The organism is Puniceibacterium sediminis (assembly GCF_900188035.1).
Lineage (GTDB): Bacteria > Pseudomonadota > Alphaproteobacteria > Rhodobacterales > Rhodobacteraceae > Puniceibacterium > Puniceibacterium sediminis.
Map to the genome: position 1 here is coordinate 14,045 of NZ_FZNN01000031.1, position 18,306 is coordinate 32,350.

Consider the following 18,306-nt stretch of genomic DNA (forward strand, 5'->3'; position numbering starts at 1 on the left):
AAGGTTTGGTCGCAACCTCGCGCGGAGAGGGTATTGACCAGGCTGCGGCAAGGACAACGCCAACCCAAATTCTCAGGCAGGCAATCTCTCAAAAGGCGGTTGACGCGGATGGCGGAGCATAAAGTATTTGAAAATTTCGGTCGCGTTGGCACGCCCACGCCGGTGCCGCAGAAAAACGCTCCGTTCAGGATGGGTGCCGTTTCGGGTGTTGGTCATGTCGATGCGGGTTTGACCGGGGTGGCGTCGAACCTTGCCGCACTTGCCGGGGCTCGTCTTCGCGAACCCGGTGCTCCGGATCTGCTTGTGGGTGCGCTGCCGTTTGACCGGAAGGCTGACGGTTTTCTGCTGGTACCAGAGACAGTGTACCAGAACGACAGCGATGTCCTTACCTCCGCGTCGGCCGTGCCTGAACACGATGCGAGGTCGACACTCAGCTTTTCCGAGGTGCCGCCGCGCGCGCATTATGCTGATGCTGTGGCGCAGGCTCTGATCGCGATCACCGCGGGCGAGGTCGACAAGGTCGTTCTGGCGCGGACCCTTGATGTGACTGGGCCGCAGGTGTTTGACATCGCAGAGCTTGTCACGCGGCTGGCGGCGGATGCCTCTACCATGCTGTATTGTCTGCCGCTACCAGATCCGGGCGCGACGCTTGTCGGGGCCTCGCCCGAGCTTTTGGTGTCGCGCAGCGGACGGGTGGTACGGTCGCATCCGCTGGCCGGATCGGCGCGCCGACGTCGCGACGCAGATGCTGATCGCAGTGCTGCCGCAGGGTTGGAAGCCTCGGCCAAAGATGCGCACGAACACGCGCTTGTGGCGGAACATGTGCGCGACATCCTTGCCCCGTTCTGCCGCAAGCTTTCGCGGATCGAGGCCCCCAAGCTGAGCGCGACGCCAGCCATGTGGCACCTGGGCAGCATGATCGAGGGCGAGCTGAAAGACCCGGATACACCCGTGCTTGACCTGACTGCGGCGTTGCATCCCACGCCAGCTGTCTGCGGCAGCCCGACCAATGCTGCGGACGCCGCCATTGCCCGGCTGGAAACCGAACCGCGCGGATTCTATGCGGGGGCTGTCGGCTGGACGAATGAACGGGGCGAAGGCGCCTGGCATGTGACGATCCGCTGCGCGGTCGTGCGCGGCGCCATGGCGCGACTGTACGCCGGTGCCGGCATTGTGGCAGGATCCGACCCGATGAGTGAGGCCGATGAAACCGCAGCGAAATTCGGCACGCTGCTGGCGGCGTTCGGCTTGTCCCCCCGGCTTCTTCTGCAAGGCGCAAATCGATGAACCATCCGGTTCAGCCCTTCCCCGCAGACCGCGCCGCGCGTTACCGTGCGGCGGGCCACTGGCGGGGCGAGACCTTTCCGGCCTTGCTGCGGCGTGTGGCCGACGAAGATGGTGACCGGATCGCGGTGGTTGGCGGCACGACCCGATGGAGTTACGCCGAGATGGCCGCGCGCGCGCATCGCACCGCTGCGGGTCTGCTGGCAATGGGGCTGCATCCCGGTGACCGCGTGCTTGTCCAGATGCCCAACATTCCCGAAACGCTGCAGGTGGTCTGGGCGTTGTTCGCGGCGGGGCTTTTGCCGGTTTACGCGCTGCCTGCGCATCGCCGCACCGAGGTGGCGCATTTTTTGACCCGCTCGGACGCGCGGGCCTATGTGATCCCTGACCGCGCGGACGGGTTCGACTACCGCCCGCTGGCGCGTGACTTGCGGGCAAACCTGTCCGGGCTGGAACATGTGATCGTCGTGGGCGAAGCCGAGGAGTTCATCGCGCTTGATGCCCTGAATGGCGATCCTGCGACCTTGCCCGCCGACCCGGATCCGCAGTCGGTGGCGTTTCTTCAGATTTCTGGCGGGTCGACCGGGCTGTCCAAGCTGATCCCGCGCACCCATGACGACTATATCTATAGCCTGCGTGAAAGCGCGCGTATCTGCGGGCTGACGCCGGATAGCCGGTACCTTGCCGCGCTGCCTGTCGCGCATAATTTCACCATGAGCAGCCCCGGCTGGCTGGGCGCGCAATATGCGGGCGCGACCGTGGTGCTGGCCCCGCGCCCCGCGCCGGACGTCTGTTTCCGGCTGATCCGGGACGAGGGCGTGACCATCGCCGCGCTTGTGCCGCCTCTGGCCATGCTGTGGATCGACGCGGCCCGGATCATGAAGCCCGATCTTTCGTCCCTGGCGGTGCTTCAGGTTGGCGGAGCAAAGTTCCCGTCAGAGGCGGCAAAGCGGGTCCGCCCGGCTCTGGGATGCGAAGTACAGCAGGTCTTTGGCATGGCCGAAGGTCTGGTGAATTACACAAGGCTGGGCGATCCGGATGACATCGTGACCGGCACGCAGGGCCGCCCGATCAGCCCGGATGACGAGGTGATGATCACCGATGACGCGGGCCATCCCGTGCCCGACGGCACGCCGGGAAACCTGCTCACGCGCGGGCCCTATACGATCAATGCCTATCACAACGACGCCGCCGCCAATGCCCGCAGCTTTACCGCCGACGGGTTTTACCGCACGGGCGATATCGTGGTGCGGGGGCCGGGCGGATATCTGACGGTGCAGGGCCGGGCCACCGACCACATCAACCGTGCGGGGGAAAAGATTTCCGCCGAAGAGATCGAGGATCACCTGCTGGCACATCCGGCTGTGTTTGACGCTGTCGTCGTCTCGGTTCCCGATCCGGCATTGGGCGAACGCAGTTGCGCCTTTGTCCAGCCGCGCGGCGAAGCGCCGAAACCAACCGCCATTCGCCGTTGGATGGCCGAGCGCGAGATCGCCGCTTTCAAGATCCCGGACGAGATCCGGTTCGTCGACGGGTTTGCCACCACGGCTGTCGGCAAGATTTCCCGCAAGGAACTGCGCGCCCGGTTGCGCGCCTCAATCGAGGAGCTGTCCTGATATGGGCCTGCCACGTATCGCCCCCTACGACCTGCCGACCGCTTCGGAACTGCCAACGCCGCGCGCACCATGGGCGTTCGATCCCGCCCGCGCAGCGCTGCTGATCCATGACATGCAGGGCTATTTCTGCGCCGCTTTTGACGCCAGCGCCGCGCCTTTGTCGCCTGCCTTGGCCAATATCGTGCGTCTGGCCAGTGCCTGTCGCAGTGCCGGAATACCTGTCTTCTACACCGCCCAGCACGGCAATCAGGATCGCCGCGACCGCGGTCTTCAGGCCGATCTCTGGGGGCCGGGGATGCAGGAGATTCCGGAACACACCGACATCCTGCCCGAGCTTGCCCCGCAGGACGGCGATTTTCGCCTGGTTAAACACCGCTACAGCGCCTTTCAGCGGTCTAACCTTGAAACACTGATGCGGGTCCGCGGGCGCGATCAGCTGCTGATCACCGGGATCTACGCCCATATCGGGTGCCTTGCCACCGCCGCCGAGGCATTCCAGCGCGACATCGAGCCGTTCTTTGTCGCCGATGCCCTGGCCGATTTCAGCCGCGAAAAGCATGAAATGGCGCTGAACTGGGTCGCGGCCTGCAGTGGCGTTCCCGTAATGACACAATCGCTGATCGACCAGTTGTAAAGGAGCCATCTTATGGACGCCAATTACGCCATGCTGCGTGCCGAGGTGGCGAAACTTCTGCACATCTCACCCGAAGAGGTCGACGCGGACGAGAATCTGACCGACCTGGGTATCGATTCCATGCGTCTGATGACGCTGTTTTTGGCGCTCGACACTCAGGGGCTGGCGGTCGAATATTCCATGTTCCTTGAACGGCCCACGATGAACGGCATCTGGGAGGCAACGGGCCAACCGCCGCAGAGCGACACCGAATGACGATCTTTCCCGCCGCCCTGACCGAGGCGCAGCAGGGCATCTGGTACGCACAGGCGCTGGACCCGGCAAACCCGATCTTCAACACCGGGCAGGTCGTGCACATCGACGGCCCGCTGGATTTGGCCGCTTTCCAAAGTGCTGTCGCGGGACTGATCGCCGAGGTGGACAGTTTTCGGCTGCGGTTCAAGGCCGAGGCAGAGGGTGTTCGCCAATGGCTGGACCCGGACACCGCGGCGGTTCTTGCGCTGCGGGACCTGCGTGGGCAGGTTGATGCCCTTGCCGTGGCGCGGGCCGAGATGGCCCGGGATCACGCGACGCCTGTGGATCTGGCGCGCGACGGGCTAGCCGCCTTCACGCTGTATCTGATCGCTGATGATCAGGCGCTCTGGTACGAACGCGCGCATCATCTGGCGCTGGACGGCTATGCCATGGTGCTGGTGACCCAGCGGGTTGCCGCGCTTTATAACGCTCAACTGACGGGCCGTGCCGCCCCTCCGTCGCTTGCCCCGCTGTCGCGGGCGCTTGAGGCTGACGCGGCGTATCAGGCGGGTGATCAGTGTCCGATCGACCGGACCTATTGGGCGGCGGCGGGGCTGCATCACGGCGCGCCGGAAACGCTGGGGCGCGGGCGGGCCGTGTCAGCGCGGCGCTTTGACCGCAGCCGTCATCCGCTGCCTGGGGAACTTCGCACGGCACTGCTGAAACGGGCCGAAGATGCAGGGGTCTCCTGGCCCGATGCGCTGACCGCGCTGACCGGTGCCTATGTGGCGCGGTTTTCATCTGAGGGGCGCGCGCAGATCGGCGTGCCGCACATGGGGCGCATGGGGTCCATTGCCGCGCGGGTGCCCTGCACACTGGTCAACGTGCTGCCTCTGGTGGTCGCACCGGATGAGGATGCGCCGACGAACGATCTGTTGCGGAGTTGCGCCGCCGATCTGGCGCAGGCGCGCAAACATGGACGTTACCGGGCCGAACACATCCGCCGCGACCTGGGTCTTGTTGGCGCCGGCCGTCGTCTGCATGGCCCGATGGTGAATGTCCTGCCATTCGACGCCACTCCACGCTTTGCCGACACAAAGACACGGCTGGAAATCCTTGGCGCGGGATCGGTTGATGACATCACCTTCACCTTTCGCGACGATCCGGGCACCGGGCTTCTGCTTGAGGTCGACAGCAACCCCGAACGGTATTCCGCCGCCGAGGCCGCTGCCCATGGCGCGCGCCTGCTGGCGTTCATGCAGGCGGCCTTTGGCGCGGACACACTCGTCGATGTACCGCTTGCCAGCCCGACCGAGGTCGAGCAGCTTGTGCATCGCAACAACGCAACCGACCACCCGGTCCCCGACACTACACTGACCACGTTGATCGAAGCGGGGATGCGAGACAATTCGGATGCACCCGCCCTGACTCTGGGCGACAAGACGCTGTCCCACGCTGAACTGGATCGCCGCAGCCTTGCACTGGCGCGTCGTCTGACGGCGGACGGAGTGACCATGGGCAGCATCGTTGCGGTGGATCTGCCACGCTCATTGGATCTGGTGGTTGCGCTGTTCGGGATACTGCGCGCCGGGGCGGCCTGGCTGCCGCTGAACCCCGAAGATCCGCCTGCCCGCAAGACGCAGGTGCTGGATCTGGCGCAGCCCGCCCGGGTTCTGGGCTTTGGTCCTGATCAACTGCCGCCCGAAGGTTGGAGCGCACCAGAAGTGCCGCTGGCGCAACCCGTGCCCGGTGATGCCGCCTATGTCATCTTTACCTCCGGATCGACCGGCGCGCCCAAGGGGGTGGTGGTCGAACATCGTGCCATCGTCAACCGGCTGCTCTGGATGCGGGATCACTATGGATTCGGGCCGCAGGATCGCATTCTGCAAAAGACGCCTGCGACCTTTGACGTTTCTGTCTGGGAATTTTTCCTGCCGGTTCTGTGTGGGGCCGAGCTGGTACTGGCCCCGGATGGCGCCCACCGCGATCCGCGCCATATCGCCCGGCTGATCCGCGACCATGCCATCACCACGCTGCATTTCGTGCCCTCCATGCTCGAACTCTTTGTCGAAACGCGCGAGGCTCAGGGTCTGTGCGTCACCCGCGTCTTTACCAGCGGAGAGGCGCTTCGCCCCGATCTGCGTGACCGATTCCATGCGGTGCTGAAGGGCGAACTGCACAATCTGTACGGGCCGACCGAGGCAGCGGTGGATGTCAGTTTCTGGGATGCGGGGCCGCAGGACAGATCCGACCCGCTGCCCATCGGCCATCCGGTCTGGAACACCCGGCTATACGTGCTGGACCAACGGCTTAGGCCGGTTCCCGTCGGGGTGCCCGGTCGGCTCTGGATTGGTGGCGTACAACTGGCACGCGGTTATCTGGGTCGCGATGACCTGACTGCCGAGCGGTTCCTGCCGGACCCGTTCCGGCCCGGCGCACGGATTTACGACACTGGCGACATGGCCGAACTGCGGGCGGATGGCGCGATAGTCTACCTTGGGCGCGAGGATCATCAACTGAAGGTCCGCGGGATCCGGATCGAACCCGGAGAGATCGAGGCGCGCCTGCTGTCCGCCTGTCCCCTGACCCAGATCGCCGTGGTGCCAAAGGTGATGGGCGGAAGCACGAGGCTGGTCGCCTATGCCGTTCCCGAAACCGGCACGACGGGCGATATCGTTGCCCTGCGTGCCACCGCGGTCCAGCTGTTGCCGGAACCGATGCGCCCGCAGGCCTGGGTGCTGATGGAGACGCTGCCGCTGGGTGCCTCGGGCAAGCTTGACCGCAAGGCGCTGCCCTTGCCGAGTGATGGGACAGAGGTGCAGACCGCAGAGCTGACTCCGACTGAGACTCGCGTCGCGCGACAATTCGTACGTATCCTCGGGCTGGCGGCTTTGCCAGCGCGGGATGCGGATTTCTTTGATCTGGGCGGTGACTCACTGGGTGCGGTGCGACTTGCAATGGCACTGGAAGAGGATTTCGGGACTGATCCCGGCCTTGGTGCGCTGTTCGAGTCGCCAACCGTCGCGGGGCTGGCAGCGGCGCTGAGCGCGCAGGATGAGGTCAACGCCGGGGCGGGGCCAGTGCTGCGGCTGTCGGCGGGTGACGGTCTGCCGCTTTGGTGTTTGCCGCCTGCGGGCGGCCTTGGCTGGTGCTACCGTGATTTGGCCCGTGCGCTTGGGCGTCCGGTCATTGCGTTGCAATCACCAACTCTGGAACCTGACGCGCCCCCGCCTGCATCGATCGAGGCGCTTGCAGAACTGTACCTTGGTCACATCCGCGCGCTGCAACCCGAAGGGCCCGTGCATCTGGCGGGCTGGTCTGTTGGCGGGATAATGGCGCAAGCGCTGGCCGTGCAGCTTGAGGCCGCGGGTCGCGCTGTCGGGGCGCTGGCGCTGCTGGATGCCTATCCATCACAGCACTGGCGGAACGAGCCGGAACCGGACGCCACTGCCGCGCTCAAGGCACTGTTGGCGATTGCCGGGTTCGACCCCGACGCCCACCCGGAATTGCGTACGCCCGAGGCGGTTCTGGGATTCCTGCGGCTGCGCGGCCACCCGCTGGGCGTGCTGCCCGAACCGCTGGCGCGTGGGGTGATCCGCACGGTGCAGGGTACGAACCGGCTGATCCGCGCGCACCGGGAACGCCCCACCACCGCACGGCTGCTGCATTTCACCGCCGCGCTGGATCACAGCGGCACAGCGATGTCGCCCGCGCAGTGGAAGCCCTTTGCCGGTCAGGTCGAGGCGGTGCCGCTGCAACAGCGCCATGCGGGCATGACCTCGGGCGCGGCCAGCCGGGTAATCGCTGTGCGACTGGCGCAGGAAATGACGGAACGTGAAAGGCGCCACCATGCAACTGACGGGGTTTGAGGGCAAGATCGCGCTTGTCACCGGTGCAGGGGGCGGCATTGGACGGGCCGTGATCACGGCGCTGCGCGAGGCCGGAACAGTGGTGATCGCCACCGATCTGGCCGAGGCGCTGAGCGGGATGGAGCCGGACGCCGGGCTGCATATCCGCCCGCTGGACGTGACCGACGGCGCGGCGGTCCGCGCGCTGGTGGAAGAGGTCGAGGGAACGATCGGCCCAGTGGATATGTTCGTCGGGCTGGCGGCGATCCTGTCGACGTCTGCGGTCAAGGATCTGACTGTGGCGGAATGGCGCCGTGTATTCGACGTCAATATGCTCGGCACTTTCCTGATCACTCAGGCGCTGGCGGCTCACATGACGGCACGGGGACATGGGGCAATGGTGGTGGTCAGTTCCAACGCCGCTGGCATTCCGCGCACCAACATGGCGGCCTATGGCGCATCAAAGGCCGCGTTGACAATGTATGTGCGCTGTCTGGGGCTAGAGCTCGCTCCGCACGGTATCCGCTGCAACGTGGTTGCGCCAGGATCCACCCTCACGCCGATGCAGACCGGCATGTGGGCGGATGACAGTGGGGCGGCGGCGGTGATTGCCGGATCGCTGGAAACCTACAAGACCGGCATCCCGCTGAAAAAGCTGGCGACACCCGCAGACATCGCCAATTCGGTCATGTTCCTGCTGTCCGAACAGGCAGGCCATATCGCCATGGCCGACCTTTATGTCGATGGTGGCGCAACCTTGCGTGGTTGATCGGGGGCGCGGGTGATCCGGGATTTCAGACCTCGGACCACTGCCGCAGGAGGTTGTGATAGACCCCCGTCAGATCGGTGATCACCGGGTTTTTGGCATCCGCGATGGTCAACCGCTGGATCGCGGTATCCAGCTCGAACAGCAGCCCACGCTGGCCACCGTCGCGGATCATGCTTTGAATCCAGAAAAAGGACGACACCCGCGCGCCGCGCGTCACCGGTTCAACCCGATGCAGCGAGGTTGCGGGGTATAGAATCGCGTCGCCCGGTTCGAGTTTGACGCCATGTGCGCCATAGGTGTCTTCGACCACCAGTTCGCCGCCATCATAGGCGTCGGGATCCGTCAGGAAAACTGTGCAGGACAGATCCGTACGGATCTGCACGCCATCAATGGGCGAAACGCGGATGGCATTGTCGATGTGATTGCCAAAATGCTGTCCCGGCCCATAGCTGTTGAACATAGGTGGGAGTATGCGGTGCGGCAGCGCGGCGGCAACAAAAAGCGGATGGGCGAGCACCGCGCGGCGCACCATCTCACCCGCCTGCCGAGCCGCATCACTGGTTTCAGGAAGTTGATCATTGCGCTTGACCTGCGCTGCGATATGTCCGGCCGTGGCGCTGCCGTCGGCCCAGGTACCCGCATCAACCACGGCACGGCATTGCGCCACCTGTTCGGGCGTCAGGACATTGGGAACGTGCAGAAGCATTGGACTTTCCTTTCATGTGTTAGGGGCCGCCCGAAGGCGACCCCTGTTCTTGTGTCTAAGTATATCAGAACTCGAGATTGGCGGTCAGGTTTACAGAACGGCCCGCCGCAACAGTGGCGTAATGCGTGCTGTAGGACCGTTCGATATAGCGCCGGTCAGCCAGGTTGTTGACGAACAGCCGGATCGAAGCGTTGTCGGTCCATTTGTATTCCGCCATCGCGTCGACCCGCCAGAAGCCGTCGATTTCACGGGTATTGCCGCTGTCCCCATATTGAGAACTGCGATAGGTCGCGCCGCCGCCCACAGTGACCTGCGGAGTGACTTCGTATGTCGACCACACGTTAAAGCTATGCTTGGGCGTGTTGGGGAAGACATACCCATCATTGGCAGAATCGCCATCATCCACGATGATGGCGTCAAGGTAGGTGTAGCCGCCGAACACCGACCACTTGTCCGAGATATTACCGGCCATGCCCAGTTCAAAGCCGCGGACACGGTTCTTGCCGACATTTCTGGTCACGCCATTATCGGTAACGCGGGCATTGTCGGTCTTGTTATCGAAGATGGCGGCATTAACGGAAAGATTTCCGTTGTAGAGATCCCACTTGGTCCCAAGCTCAAGGCTTGTCGTCTCGACCGGATCCAGGTCTTCGACGTTGGTAGACAGGTTGTCACCACCTTCGCCGTTCGACGTGCCGGCCGGTTCTGCTGCGGTCGCATAGCTCAGGTAGATGCTGCCGTTCGAGCGGGGTTTGTACACCATGCCCAGCTGATAGGTGAAGAACTCGGAATCGGCCTCACCGGAGTAGGGGCCGCCGCGTCCGCCTGCGGTTTCCCGCTCGACGTGGAAACGGTCGTAGCGAAGACCAAAGTTCGCCTGCCACTGGTCGTTGAATTCAACAGTATCAAAGCCGAAGATCGACAGTGTTTCGCCTTTACCTGTTGTTTCAGACGTCGAACGCGATACGGATCCGGACCAGGGATCGTTCGGATTTGGATTGTAGAGCGATGTGCAGTTGTAGTTCGACGCGGCGCCAACCAAAGCTGCCGTACAGATTCTGTCGCTGTCTGTGGTAGTGGGATCAGTATCGGTATCAACCGTGTAGCCCCGGTTCGACGTTTCTTCCTTGCTGACCTCAAACCCGAGCGCAAAGCTGTGCTTCAGACCGCCCGTTTCCGCTTTGCCTGTAAGTTCGGTCAGGTTGTACCAGCTGTCGGATTCCGAGCCACGCGATTTGACCGCGCGCCAGACATAACCGTTGGCGACGTTGCCGGCGCTGTCATCAGGGTTGGTCGTGATGTAGCTTAGTGTCGAATGGGTAAACCGCGTGGTGTTGGACACCATGAGGTTTGAGTTGATGTCGTATTCGAATCGCAGGGTTGCCGTATCGTTGCTCGATTCCTGAAAATCGCGATCAACCAGACCGTAGTAGTTGTCGTAGTCCACATCGGCCAGATCGCCTGTCCCGGCAATCCACGGAATGCCGTAGTCGGGCTGGTTGTCTTCTTCGTAATGGCTGTATGAGGCGGTCGTACGGAAGGGCGTTTTCATCCCGAAGGTGATCGTTGCCGCGCCCCCGAAAGAGCTTTCGTCCACTTCGTCGCGCCCCGCAACACCGCCGCTTTTTTTCATCAGGTTGATGCGTGCCGCGATGGTGTCCGAGATGACAAAGTTGCTGTCCAGCGTGGCGCCAACGGTCTTTTCGGTGCCATAGGTCACGCTGCCGCGATTAAAGGCATAATCCTTGGCGGTCTTGCTCACCAGATTGATGCTACCGCCTGCGCCGCCGCGGCCGCTGAATGCGGAATCGGCGCCTTTGACGATCTCGACCTGTTCAAGGTTGAACGTGCCACGGCTCTGGGCGCCGGGATCGCGCAGGCCGTCGACCAGAACGCTGTTTTCCGCGCTGAAACCCCGGATGATCGGACGATCCGCGTTTGGTGTGCCGCCTTCGCCGGACGCCATGCTGATGCCTGGCGTGGTGCGGAACACTTCTTCGAGCGTGGTGATACCGCGCTCTTCGAGCAATTCCGCGGGAAGGACGGTCACGGTCTTGGGTGTGTCGATGAGCGGCGCGGTAAAGCGGCTGTCTGCGGATTCTTCGACGTTAAGCGGAGCCTCGCCTTGGTCGCCTTCGACCAGGATGGTGTCGATTTCGGTGACTGCTGCGGCTTCCTGCGCATAGGCGGGCATCGTCAGAGCAGCGGCTGTTGACAAGCCGACGCCAAATGCAGTGGTGAGTGCGCGGTGGCTGCGCGCGGTGTCGTGGCGCCACGACCGGATGGGCGCGCGCGTGGGTGTGGTAGGATTGTCTGTCATTCTGGTCACCAAAGCTGAAATTTGACGCTTGTCTTGCTTGTTTGGGACCGGGAAACAGGCCGCAACTGGCTGGTGCGCTCGACGGGGATTTATCCGACTCTTTCTATCGGCTTCTACGCGAAATGAACGTTTTGATTATAACTCTGTGATATGATGCTGAAATCGCACAGCCCGGGGTTTTCCCGGGCTGAAGTTTTTTTCTCCGATCAATCTACCTTGGTGATCCGTGTAATCTGGTTGCCTTCGTCGTCGTTCTGGCCTGCGGCCTTGTTCACCAGATAGATTGCGCCCTTGCCATCAGTAGCCATTGCATTCGGGCGGCTGCCGGTGGGCAGGTTGGCGACGATCTTGCCCGCATCGTCCAGAGCTATGATCCGATCAGCCATGCGCACAGAAACAAAGGTCAATCCGCTGGATACATCGACCAGCGCGTTCAGCGGGTTGGCGCCCATGCTTACGGTCTGGATCGTTTCGCCAGTCGCGAGATCAACAACTGCGATGTTATCGCTGTCCTGTCCGGTGACGATGGCATGATTTTTCGCCGCGTCTACGGCAATGCCGATGGCCCCTTTGACAGGTGTGGGATAGACGCCGGTCACTTCGCCTGAGGTGAGGTCGATCACTGCAATCTCGCTCGACGCAAGGCTTGAAACCAGCAGGCGGTTGCCGCCGGTATCCAAGGCTATGGCTCCGATACCAAAGGTCTGACCACGCAACTTGGATTCAATCTTGATCGCGCCCGCAGCTTCCAGTGATTTGGTGTCGAAAACCGCCACTTCGCTGGTAAAGACCTGACCCACATAGGCCTTGCCATCATGCACCAACACGCCGCGGGCGTGTTTTGCCATCCCGGATTCGAATTGCTTGATCAGCGAAAGGTCGGCGGGGTCATAAACCGCAACGGTATTGTTGCGCGAATTGGTGACCCAGATCTGGTTCTCTTCGTCCGAAACGGTCAGGCCGAAGACACCGATGACACCGGCTGGGCGGCCATCTTCGCGGGCGGGGGCATCTGGCGGGCTGACCTGCGCGATGATGTCCAGAGTTTCGGGATCAAGCTTGAACAAGGCCGAAAAATCGCTGGTGCCGCGGCCAGTTGCCGAGGTCACGTAAAGCGCGTCCTGAGCGGCGGAATAACCAACCTCGTAAAGCCCGCCTTCGAGCTGGCGCGATGTCATGGCAAAAGCGTCCGTGGCCAGTTCCGGCAGCACAGGTGAGACTTTCACATCGACGATGGTGCTGAAGGACGGCGTGCCGAATTCGGCGACCACGGGCCAGGTCCCGGCTTCGGTACCAGCGGGAATTGCAATCTCTGCGCTCAATTCGCCCTTGTCGTCGGCGGTAAAGGTCTGACCGTCGGCGAGAGCCGCGCCGTTCTGACGAAGGGTCATCGTCTGGCCAGGCTTAAGGTTCTGCGCGGAAATCTCGGCGGTCGATCCCGCTGTGATCGCGCCTTGCCCGTCGGCCAGCCCGGCGCGCAGCCGTGCGCTGAACCCGGTATCAAGCCCGGTAAAGGCATCCTGTGCCAGCGCCGCGCCTGCAGTCGCGGAAAGCAAAATCGCCAAAAGTGTGGGTCGTATTGTTGAGTGGAACATTGCGATAAGTCCTCTGGATGGAAGCGGCCTGCCCTCGGGAAGGTCGGATGATGGGGCCCCGTTCGCTTCAGTCGGACTGTGGCTAAGGTAGATGCCGGAGGGAAACGGCAGGAAAGGGCCGGGGCGAGGCCTTTCCGGAAACGGATCAGGTCTGTCGGGCGTAGTCCAGCGCAAGGGGCAGCGACAGGGCCAGCGCGGGGCCGTGTTTTGCGCCGGGAAAAACATGACGCTGGGCCGTCAGATCGCCGCGTTGGTCCAGCACATCCAGCAGGCGCAGGGTGGCAGGCGGGGGGGTGGGGCGGTCGAGTGGTGGCGCGTTTGATCGGCGTTCGTTGTCGCCCATCGTGCAAAGCAGGCGGCAGCCATCCAGTGCCAGGGCGGCATGGGCAAGCCTCGTCATGGTCTGTTCGCACATCCAGATCGAGGGACTTGCCGCGACATATCCGGCAAATTCCTGCGGTGCGGTCAGCATTTGGGTCAGTGCGAACAACCCGCCAAGAGAATGCCCCCAGACAGAGCGGCGCGCCGGGTCGATGTCCAGCCCGTCCTCGGCGATGCTGCGCAACTCACCTGTCAGAAGGGTGGAAAAGGCTTCTGCCCCGCCAGTGGCAAATCGCAGGTTGCGGGCTTCATCCGGCGTGGCGGCGGGGGCATAGTCAAAATAGCGTTCGGCGGGCGAAAAGGCGCGTTCCGTGTCATAGCCCACCGCGACCACGGCTAATCCAGGGTGCCGGGCCAGCAGGTCCGGCAGCAGCATGGGCGGCAAGGCGCCACCATCTAGCATGTAGATCACCGATCCGTCGGGCTGCAGCGGCCGTGCAATGAACAGCCGCAGCGTCATAAGATCACCGCGTGGCAGGACCCGCTGGCTCAGGACATGCGCGGGTTGCGGGCCCTGCCAAAGGTCGGGTTGCGCCATGGCCAGACGGGCTTCAGAGGGCGTGGGCATGGCTGACCCCATCGGCATGAACATGCAAAAACCCGCGTGAACAGCGTTCCACACGGGCCTTGACCTGATAGGCGCGCGCCAGCGTTTCCGGTGTCACGACCTCTTCTGGCGGGCCGGCAGCGATGACCCGACCGTCCTGCATCAGAACGATGCGATCCGCCCACCGCAGCGCCAGTTCAAGATCGTGCAGCACGACGATCCCCAGCGTCTGCGATGTGGTCAGCAGGTCGTGCAGGATCTCCATCACCTCGAATTGGCGGCGGGGGTCCAGCGCGCTGGTAGGTTCATCAAGCAGCAGAAGTGCGGGCCGACGGATCAGCGTCTGCGCCAGCCCGGCCAGTTGGCGCTGCCCGCCAGACAGTCGCGACAGAAGCTTGAGCGCGAGATCCGCGATACCCAGACGTGCCAGCATGGCAACCGCCTCTTTGCGGGCATCGTCATGGCCCGCACCGCCGGGGGCGGCCCGAAGCGCCGTCAGGACGGCGTCCAGAACCGACAGTTCGGCGCTTTGCGCGGTGGATTGCGGCATGTAGCCAACCCGCAACGCCCGGTCACGACGGCTGAGCGCCGTCAGGTCAGTCCCCGCAAGGCTCACACGACCAGTCGCGGGCAGCAACCCGGCCAGCGATTGCAGCAACGTCGTCTTGCCGGCGCCGTTGGGACCGATCAGCGCGGTCAGACTGCCCGGCGGCAATTCCGGCAGGTCGATGCCGTGCAGGATTTCGACCCGTTTGCGGCTCAGGCGCAGGCCTTGGGTGGTGAGGCCGGAACTCATGCGCCGCGCCTCAGGATCAGCGCCAGGAATACCGGCAGACCGACCAGCGAAGTGACGATGCCCGTCGGCAGCAGCACCCCGGGGATCAGTACCTTGGACAGCGTCGAAGAGGCCAGCAACACCGCCGCGCCGACCAGCGCGCTGGCAGGCAGGAAAAACCGGTGATCTTCGCCCACGGCCAATCGGGCGATATGCGGTGCCACCAGACCGATAAATCCGATGGTGCCCACAAAGGCCACGCTGATCGCCGACAGAAAGGTGATGCGCAGCAGGGACCCCAGCCGCAGCCGCGTCGTGTCGATACCCATGGCGCGGGCGCGATCCTCGCCCAGCCGCAGGGCAGTCAGGCTCCAACTGCTGGCTACGGACCAGGGCCCCATGACGGCCAGGCAGACCGCCAGAACGCCGATCTGGGACCATTTGGTTTGCGACAGGTTGCCCAGCGTCCAGTGCACGAATTCCTGCAGCGCGCTTTGCGAAGCAGTGAATTGCAGCAACGCCACCAGCGCGTTGAAGCCAAAGACCAGCGCAATTCCCAGAAGAACGATCGTCCCCGGCCCACGGCCCAGCCGCGCCGCCACGAACTGAAGCACCAGCATCGCCCCGGCAGCAAAGATAAAGGCATTGACCGGCACCAACCACAGCGCCGGAAGCCAGGGTATTGAAACGTTGGCGATCAAAGCCAGCGCCGCCCCCAGCGAGGCGGCAGAGGAGACACCCAGCGTGAAGGGGCTGGCCAGCGGATTGTCGAGGATGGTCTGCATCTCGGCCCCCGCCAGCGCCAAAGCGGCGCCCACCAAAAGAGCAGTCATGGTTTGGGGCAGGCGCACGTTCCAAAGGATGATAGCGTCGGTCGGAACGTCCGGTGTCCCGATCAGGGCACGAAGTACGGCACCGGGCGTCATTGTCGTCGGGCCGACGAACAGATCCAGCATGAAGAATGCCACCACCAGCACACCGATGCCCGTGACCAACATCGCGCGCCTGCGCAGTGCCCGTGCGTGAAAGTCTAGGATCGTTTCCGGGTTCAGGGCGGCGTCGGTCATCACTGATCCGGGGCCTTGCTTAGGCGGGCGGACATGGCACCGCTCAGCGGCACCGGCAGAAAGCGTGAGTTGATCTCTTCCTGTGTGGCCTCGGGCGAGAGATCGGCGAAAAGCTCGGGGTGAATCCAGGTCGCCAGCATTTCGAGCGCCACGATATTCAGCGAGGTGTTCAGATAATTGTGCCAGATGCCAAAGGCGCGCCCGTTTCGGGCCGCCGACGTTCCGCCAATGATCGGACTTGCGGCAAGAAATGCCTTTAGTGACGCCTCGGCGGTCTCAGGCGTGACATCCGGGCCGGTGACAATGCCGCGACCCACCGAAAAATGTGTGCCGCCCGTCCCGATCCAGACCTGCGGATCCGATGCGATGACATATTCGGCGCTGAGCGGACCAAAGATGCCCGGCACAACGCCCGCGCCGATATTCTGCCCGCCAGCCGCCTCGATAAAGGTGCCGACACCGGTTTCGCCTGGCGCAGTGAGCGGGCCGTCAACAAGCGGCTGCATCTGGAGAAAGACGGTCGGACGCTCTGGATCGGCCTCGGCGATGCGGTCCAGGACGTTCTGGCGGTGCTCTTCGATGAAGGCGATATAGGCCTCGGCCCGGTCGGTATGGCCCAGCACGGCGCCAAGCGCACGGATCGATGGAATGGTATTGGCATAAGGATCGGCGCGGAAATCGACAAACAGGGTCGGGATGCCGACCGAGCCAAGAAGATCCGCAAGCGCCGCAGTATTGGCGACAGACCCGGACCCGCCGCTCAGGATCAGAAGGTCGGCTTTGGCGGCGATGATCTTTTCGGCTGACGGCAGACTGTCACCGTCGATCTGCGGCACTTCCGCCAATGCAGGGAAGGCGGCAAAATAGTCCCGCTGCAATTCGGCGTCGAACCGTTTCAGCGCGGCCATGCCAGCAAGCCGTTTGTCGAAATCGGGTGCCACGATCGACAGCGCCGGGATCTGTCGTGCCTCGGCCAGTGCGATACGCTGCGCAGGCGCATCAAGCGTGACCGTCCGTCCGGCTGCGTCGATGACGGTGATGGGCGCGGCCCATGCGGCGGTGCCGAAAACCAGCGCAAACAGAGACGCCGTCAGGAAACGATCAGAAATTGTCATGCGCACCATCCTTCGCGACCATCGGAGGTTGTCTATGAAGCCTTAGTAAAATAGTCAATCATCCTGATTTGGTAAAAGGCAACAGCGGCGAAGCCTGCAAATCGCACAAAAGCCCGGGGTGGATATCCTGCAATCTGCGGCAACCGCAGAGCGCCATGGCGATTTCCAGCTCATCGCGCAGCAGCCGCAAAATATGTGCCACGCCCTGCGCGCCGTTCACCGCAAGCGCCTCGACAATCGGTCGTCCGATCAGAACGGCACGAGCGCCAAGCGCCAGCGCCTTGACGATATCCGTGCCCCGCCGGATGCCCCCGTCCAACAGCAGCGGCACGTCGGGGCCGACCGCCGCAGCGATCTGCGGCAGTTGCACCAGCGCTGGGGCCGCGCTGTCCAGAACCCGCCCGCCGTGGTTGGAAACGATCAGCGCATCCACCCCGGTTTCCACTGCGCGGACGGCATCATCGGGGTGCAGAATGCCCTTGAGCACCAGCTTCAGCCCGGTCTGGCCCCGCAACCAACGGATGTCGTCCCAACTGGGGGCGCGGGCCATGAACCGGTCAAAGACGGCGCTGGCGCCATCGGGCAGCGGGGGGACCGGCGGGTTTGGCAGATTGGCAAGGTTGACTGCGGATATACCGTCGGGCAGTCGGAATCCTGCCCGCATTTCGCGGTTGCGCACGCCATTCAGCGGTGCATCGACAGTTACGACAAGCGCCTCGTACCCCGCGGCCTCGGCCCTGCGGGCAAGTGCCAGCGTCGCCTCGCGCGCGGGCTGCATGTAGATCTGCATCCAGCGGCAGGTGCGGCCCACTTTTGCAGGGACCTCAAGCGGTTCAGACGCCTGACAGCTTAGGACCATAAGGGCGTCCAGTGCTGCGGCTGCCATTGCCGTGCCACTTTCGCCATCGGGATGGGCCATGCGCTGATAGGCCACCGGGGCAAGGATCACCGGATGCGCCAGATCCCGGCCCAGCAGACGAAGCGCGGTTGATCCACCGGTACCGCCAGAGAGGACTCGGGGCACAAGGCCTACGCGATCAAAGCAGCGTCGGTTTTCTGCCAATGTGATTTCATCCGCAGCGCCGCCCAGAAAGTACGCCGCCGCCATCTCGCTCATGCGTCGGGTGGCTTCTTCGGTATACTCCGGTAGCGACGTTGGCAGGGCCCTGCCTGCGTCCGGTTGTGACACTTGTGCACCTGCTTGATCGGGATGGAAAATCGGCTCGATTCCGTGTAAATACGGCATGTCTGCCTACAAACTGACTAGCTTGATCGGGCCGCATTGACAATCCCTACTATAACAGTAGGTTTTATGGTCTTAAGGGATTGTGGCTTGTTTTGGCTGCGCGCCCCGGGTTTTTTATTGTGATGCTGACGGAGCTCTGATGGACGCCTATCTGACATATGCCAGGGAT

Annotated in this window: 14 protein-coding genes; 6 read left to right on the forward strand and 8 right to left on the reverse strand. The window is 63.3% G+C overall.

The genetic code is table 11. The annotated features are described in order from the left end of the window. Positions 1-108: 108 nt before the first annotated feature. From CHB75_RS19715 to CHB75_RS19740, 6 genes are read left to right on the forward strand one after another with little or no spacing between them, the layout of a single operon-like run. Entirely contained in the window at positions 109-1,287 is a 1,179-nt protein-coding gene (locus CHB75_RS19715) for an isochorismate synthase (protein WP_089273679.1), read from the forward strand. After that, on the forward strand, positions 1,284-2,900 hold the full coding sequence (locus CHB75_RS19720) for a (2,3-dihydroxybenzoyl)adenylate synthase (protein WP_089273681.1): 1,617 nt from the start codon (positions 1,284-1,286) through the stop codon (positions 2,898-2,900). The genes CHB75_RS19715 and CHB75_RS19720 overlap by 4 nt, the downstream gene beginning before the upstream one ends. A gap of 1 nt (position 2,901) precedes the next feature. Next, on the forward strand, positions 2,902-3,534 hold the full coding sequence (locus CHB75_RS19725; RefSeq protein ID WP_089273683.1) for an isochorismatase family protein: 633 nt from the start codon (positions 2,902-2,904) through the stop codon (positions 3,532-3,534). 12 nt (positions 3,535-3,546) lie between these two features. Next, positions 3,547-3,789 carry a phosphopantetheine-binding protein gene (locus CHB75_RS19730; protein WP_089273685.1) on the forward strand — a complete coding sequence of 81 codons (243 nt, stop codon included), beginning with the start codon at positions 3,547-3,549 and terminating at the stop codon, positions 3,787-3,789. After that, entirely contained in the window at positions 3,786-7,637 is a 3,852-nt protein-coding gene (locus CHB75_RS19735; protein WP_089273687.1) for a non-ribosomal peptide synthetase, read from the forward strand. The genes CHB75_RS19730 and CHB75_RS19735 overlap by 4 nt, the downstream gene beginning before the upstream one ends. Then, on the forward strand, positions 7,618-8,385 hold the full coding sequence (locus tag CHB75_RS19740; protein ID WP_089273689.1) for a 2,3-dihydro-2,3-dihydroxybenzoate dehydrogenase: 768 nt from the start codon (positions 7,618-7,620) through the stop codon (positions 8,383-8,385). The genes CHB75_RS19735 and CHB75_RS19740 overlap by 20 nt, the downstream gene beginning before the upstream one ends. A gap of 25 nt (positions 8,386-8,410) precedes the next feature. Here CHB75_RS19740 and CHB75_RS19745 read toward each other — a convergent pair whose 3' ends face one another. From CHB75_RS19745 to CHB75_RS19780, 8 genes are all read right to left on the reverse strand, one after another. Beyond that, the gene (locus CHB75_RS19745; protein ID WP_089273691.1) at positions 8,411-9,091 is read right to left on the reverse strand and encodes a Fe2+-dependent dioxygenase; all 681 of its coding nucleotides are present in this window, start codon (positions 9,089-9,091) and stop codon (positions 8,411-8,413) included. A 64-nt stretch (positions 9,092-9,155) separates the two neighbouring features. After that, positions 9,156-11,411: a TonB-dependent receptor gene (locus tag CHB75_RS19750; protein ID WP_089273693.1), complete on the reverse strand. Its 2,256-nt coding sequence runs from the start codon at positions 11,409-11,411 to the stop codon at positions 9,156-9,158. Between the two features lie 206 nt (positions 11,412-11,617). Then, on the reverse strand, positions 11,618-13,006 hold the full coding sequence (locus CHB75_RS19755; protein WP_089273695.1) for a YncE family protein: 1,389 nt from the start codon (positions 13,004-13,006) through the stop codon (positions 11,618-11,620). Positions 13,007-13,151: 145 nt separating this feature from the next. Continuing rightward, positions 13,152-13,955: an alpha/beta hydrolase gene (locus tag CHB75_RS19760; RefSeq protein WP_176439219.1), complete on the reverse strand. Its 804-nt coding sequence runs from the start codon at positions 13,953-13,955 to the stop codon at positions 13,152-13,154. After that, a complete protein-coding gene (locus CHB75_RS19765) occupies positions 13,939-14,730 on the reverse strand; it encodes an ABC transporter ATP-binding protein (RefSeq protein WP_089273699.1) in 792 nt (263 codons plus the stop codon). The genes CHB75_RS19760 and CHB75_RS19765 overlap by 17 nt, the downstream gene beginning before the upstream one ends. Next, positions 14,727-15,776 carry a FecCD family ABC transporter permease gene (locus CHB75_RS19770; RefSeq protein WP_089273701.1) on the reverse strand — a complete coding sequence of 350 codons (1,050 nt, stop codon included), beginning with the start codon at positions 15,774-15,776 and terminating at the stop codon, positions 14,727-14,729. Before CHB75_RS19770 ends, CHB75_RS19765 begins: the two co-directional genes overlap by 4 nt. After that, positions 15,776-16,891: an ABC transporter substrate-binding protein gene (locus tag CHB75_RS19775; protein WP_176439220.1), complete on the reverse strand. Its 1,116-nt coding sequence runs from the start codon at positions 16,889-16,891 to the stop codon at positions 15,776-15,778. Before CHB75_RS19775 ends, CHB75_RS19770 begins: the two co-directional genes overlap by 1 nt. Positions 16,892-16,949: 58 nt before the next feature. Next, on the reverse strand, positions 16,950-18,008 hold the full coding sequence (locus CHB75_RS19780) for an alpha-hydroxy acid oxidase (RefSeq protein ID WP_245841081.1): 1,059 nt from the start codon (positions 18,006-18,008) through the stop codon (positions 16,950-16,952). Positions 18,009-18,306: the final 298 nt, after the last annotated feature.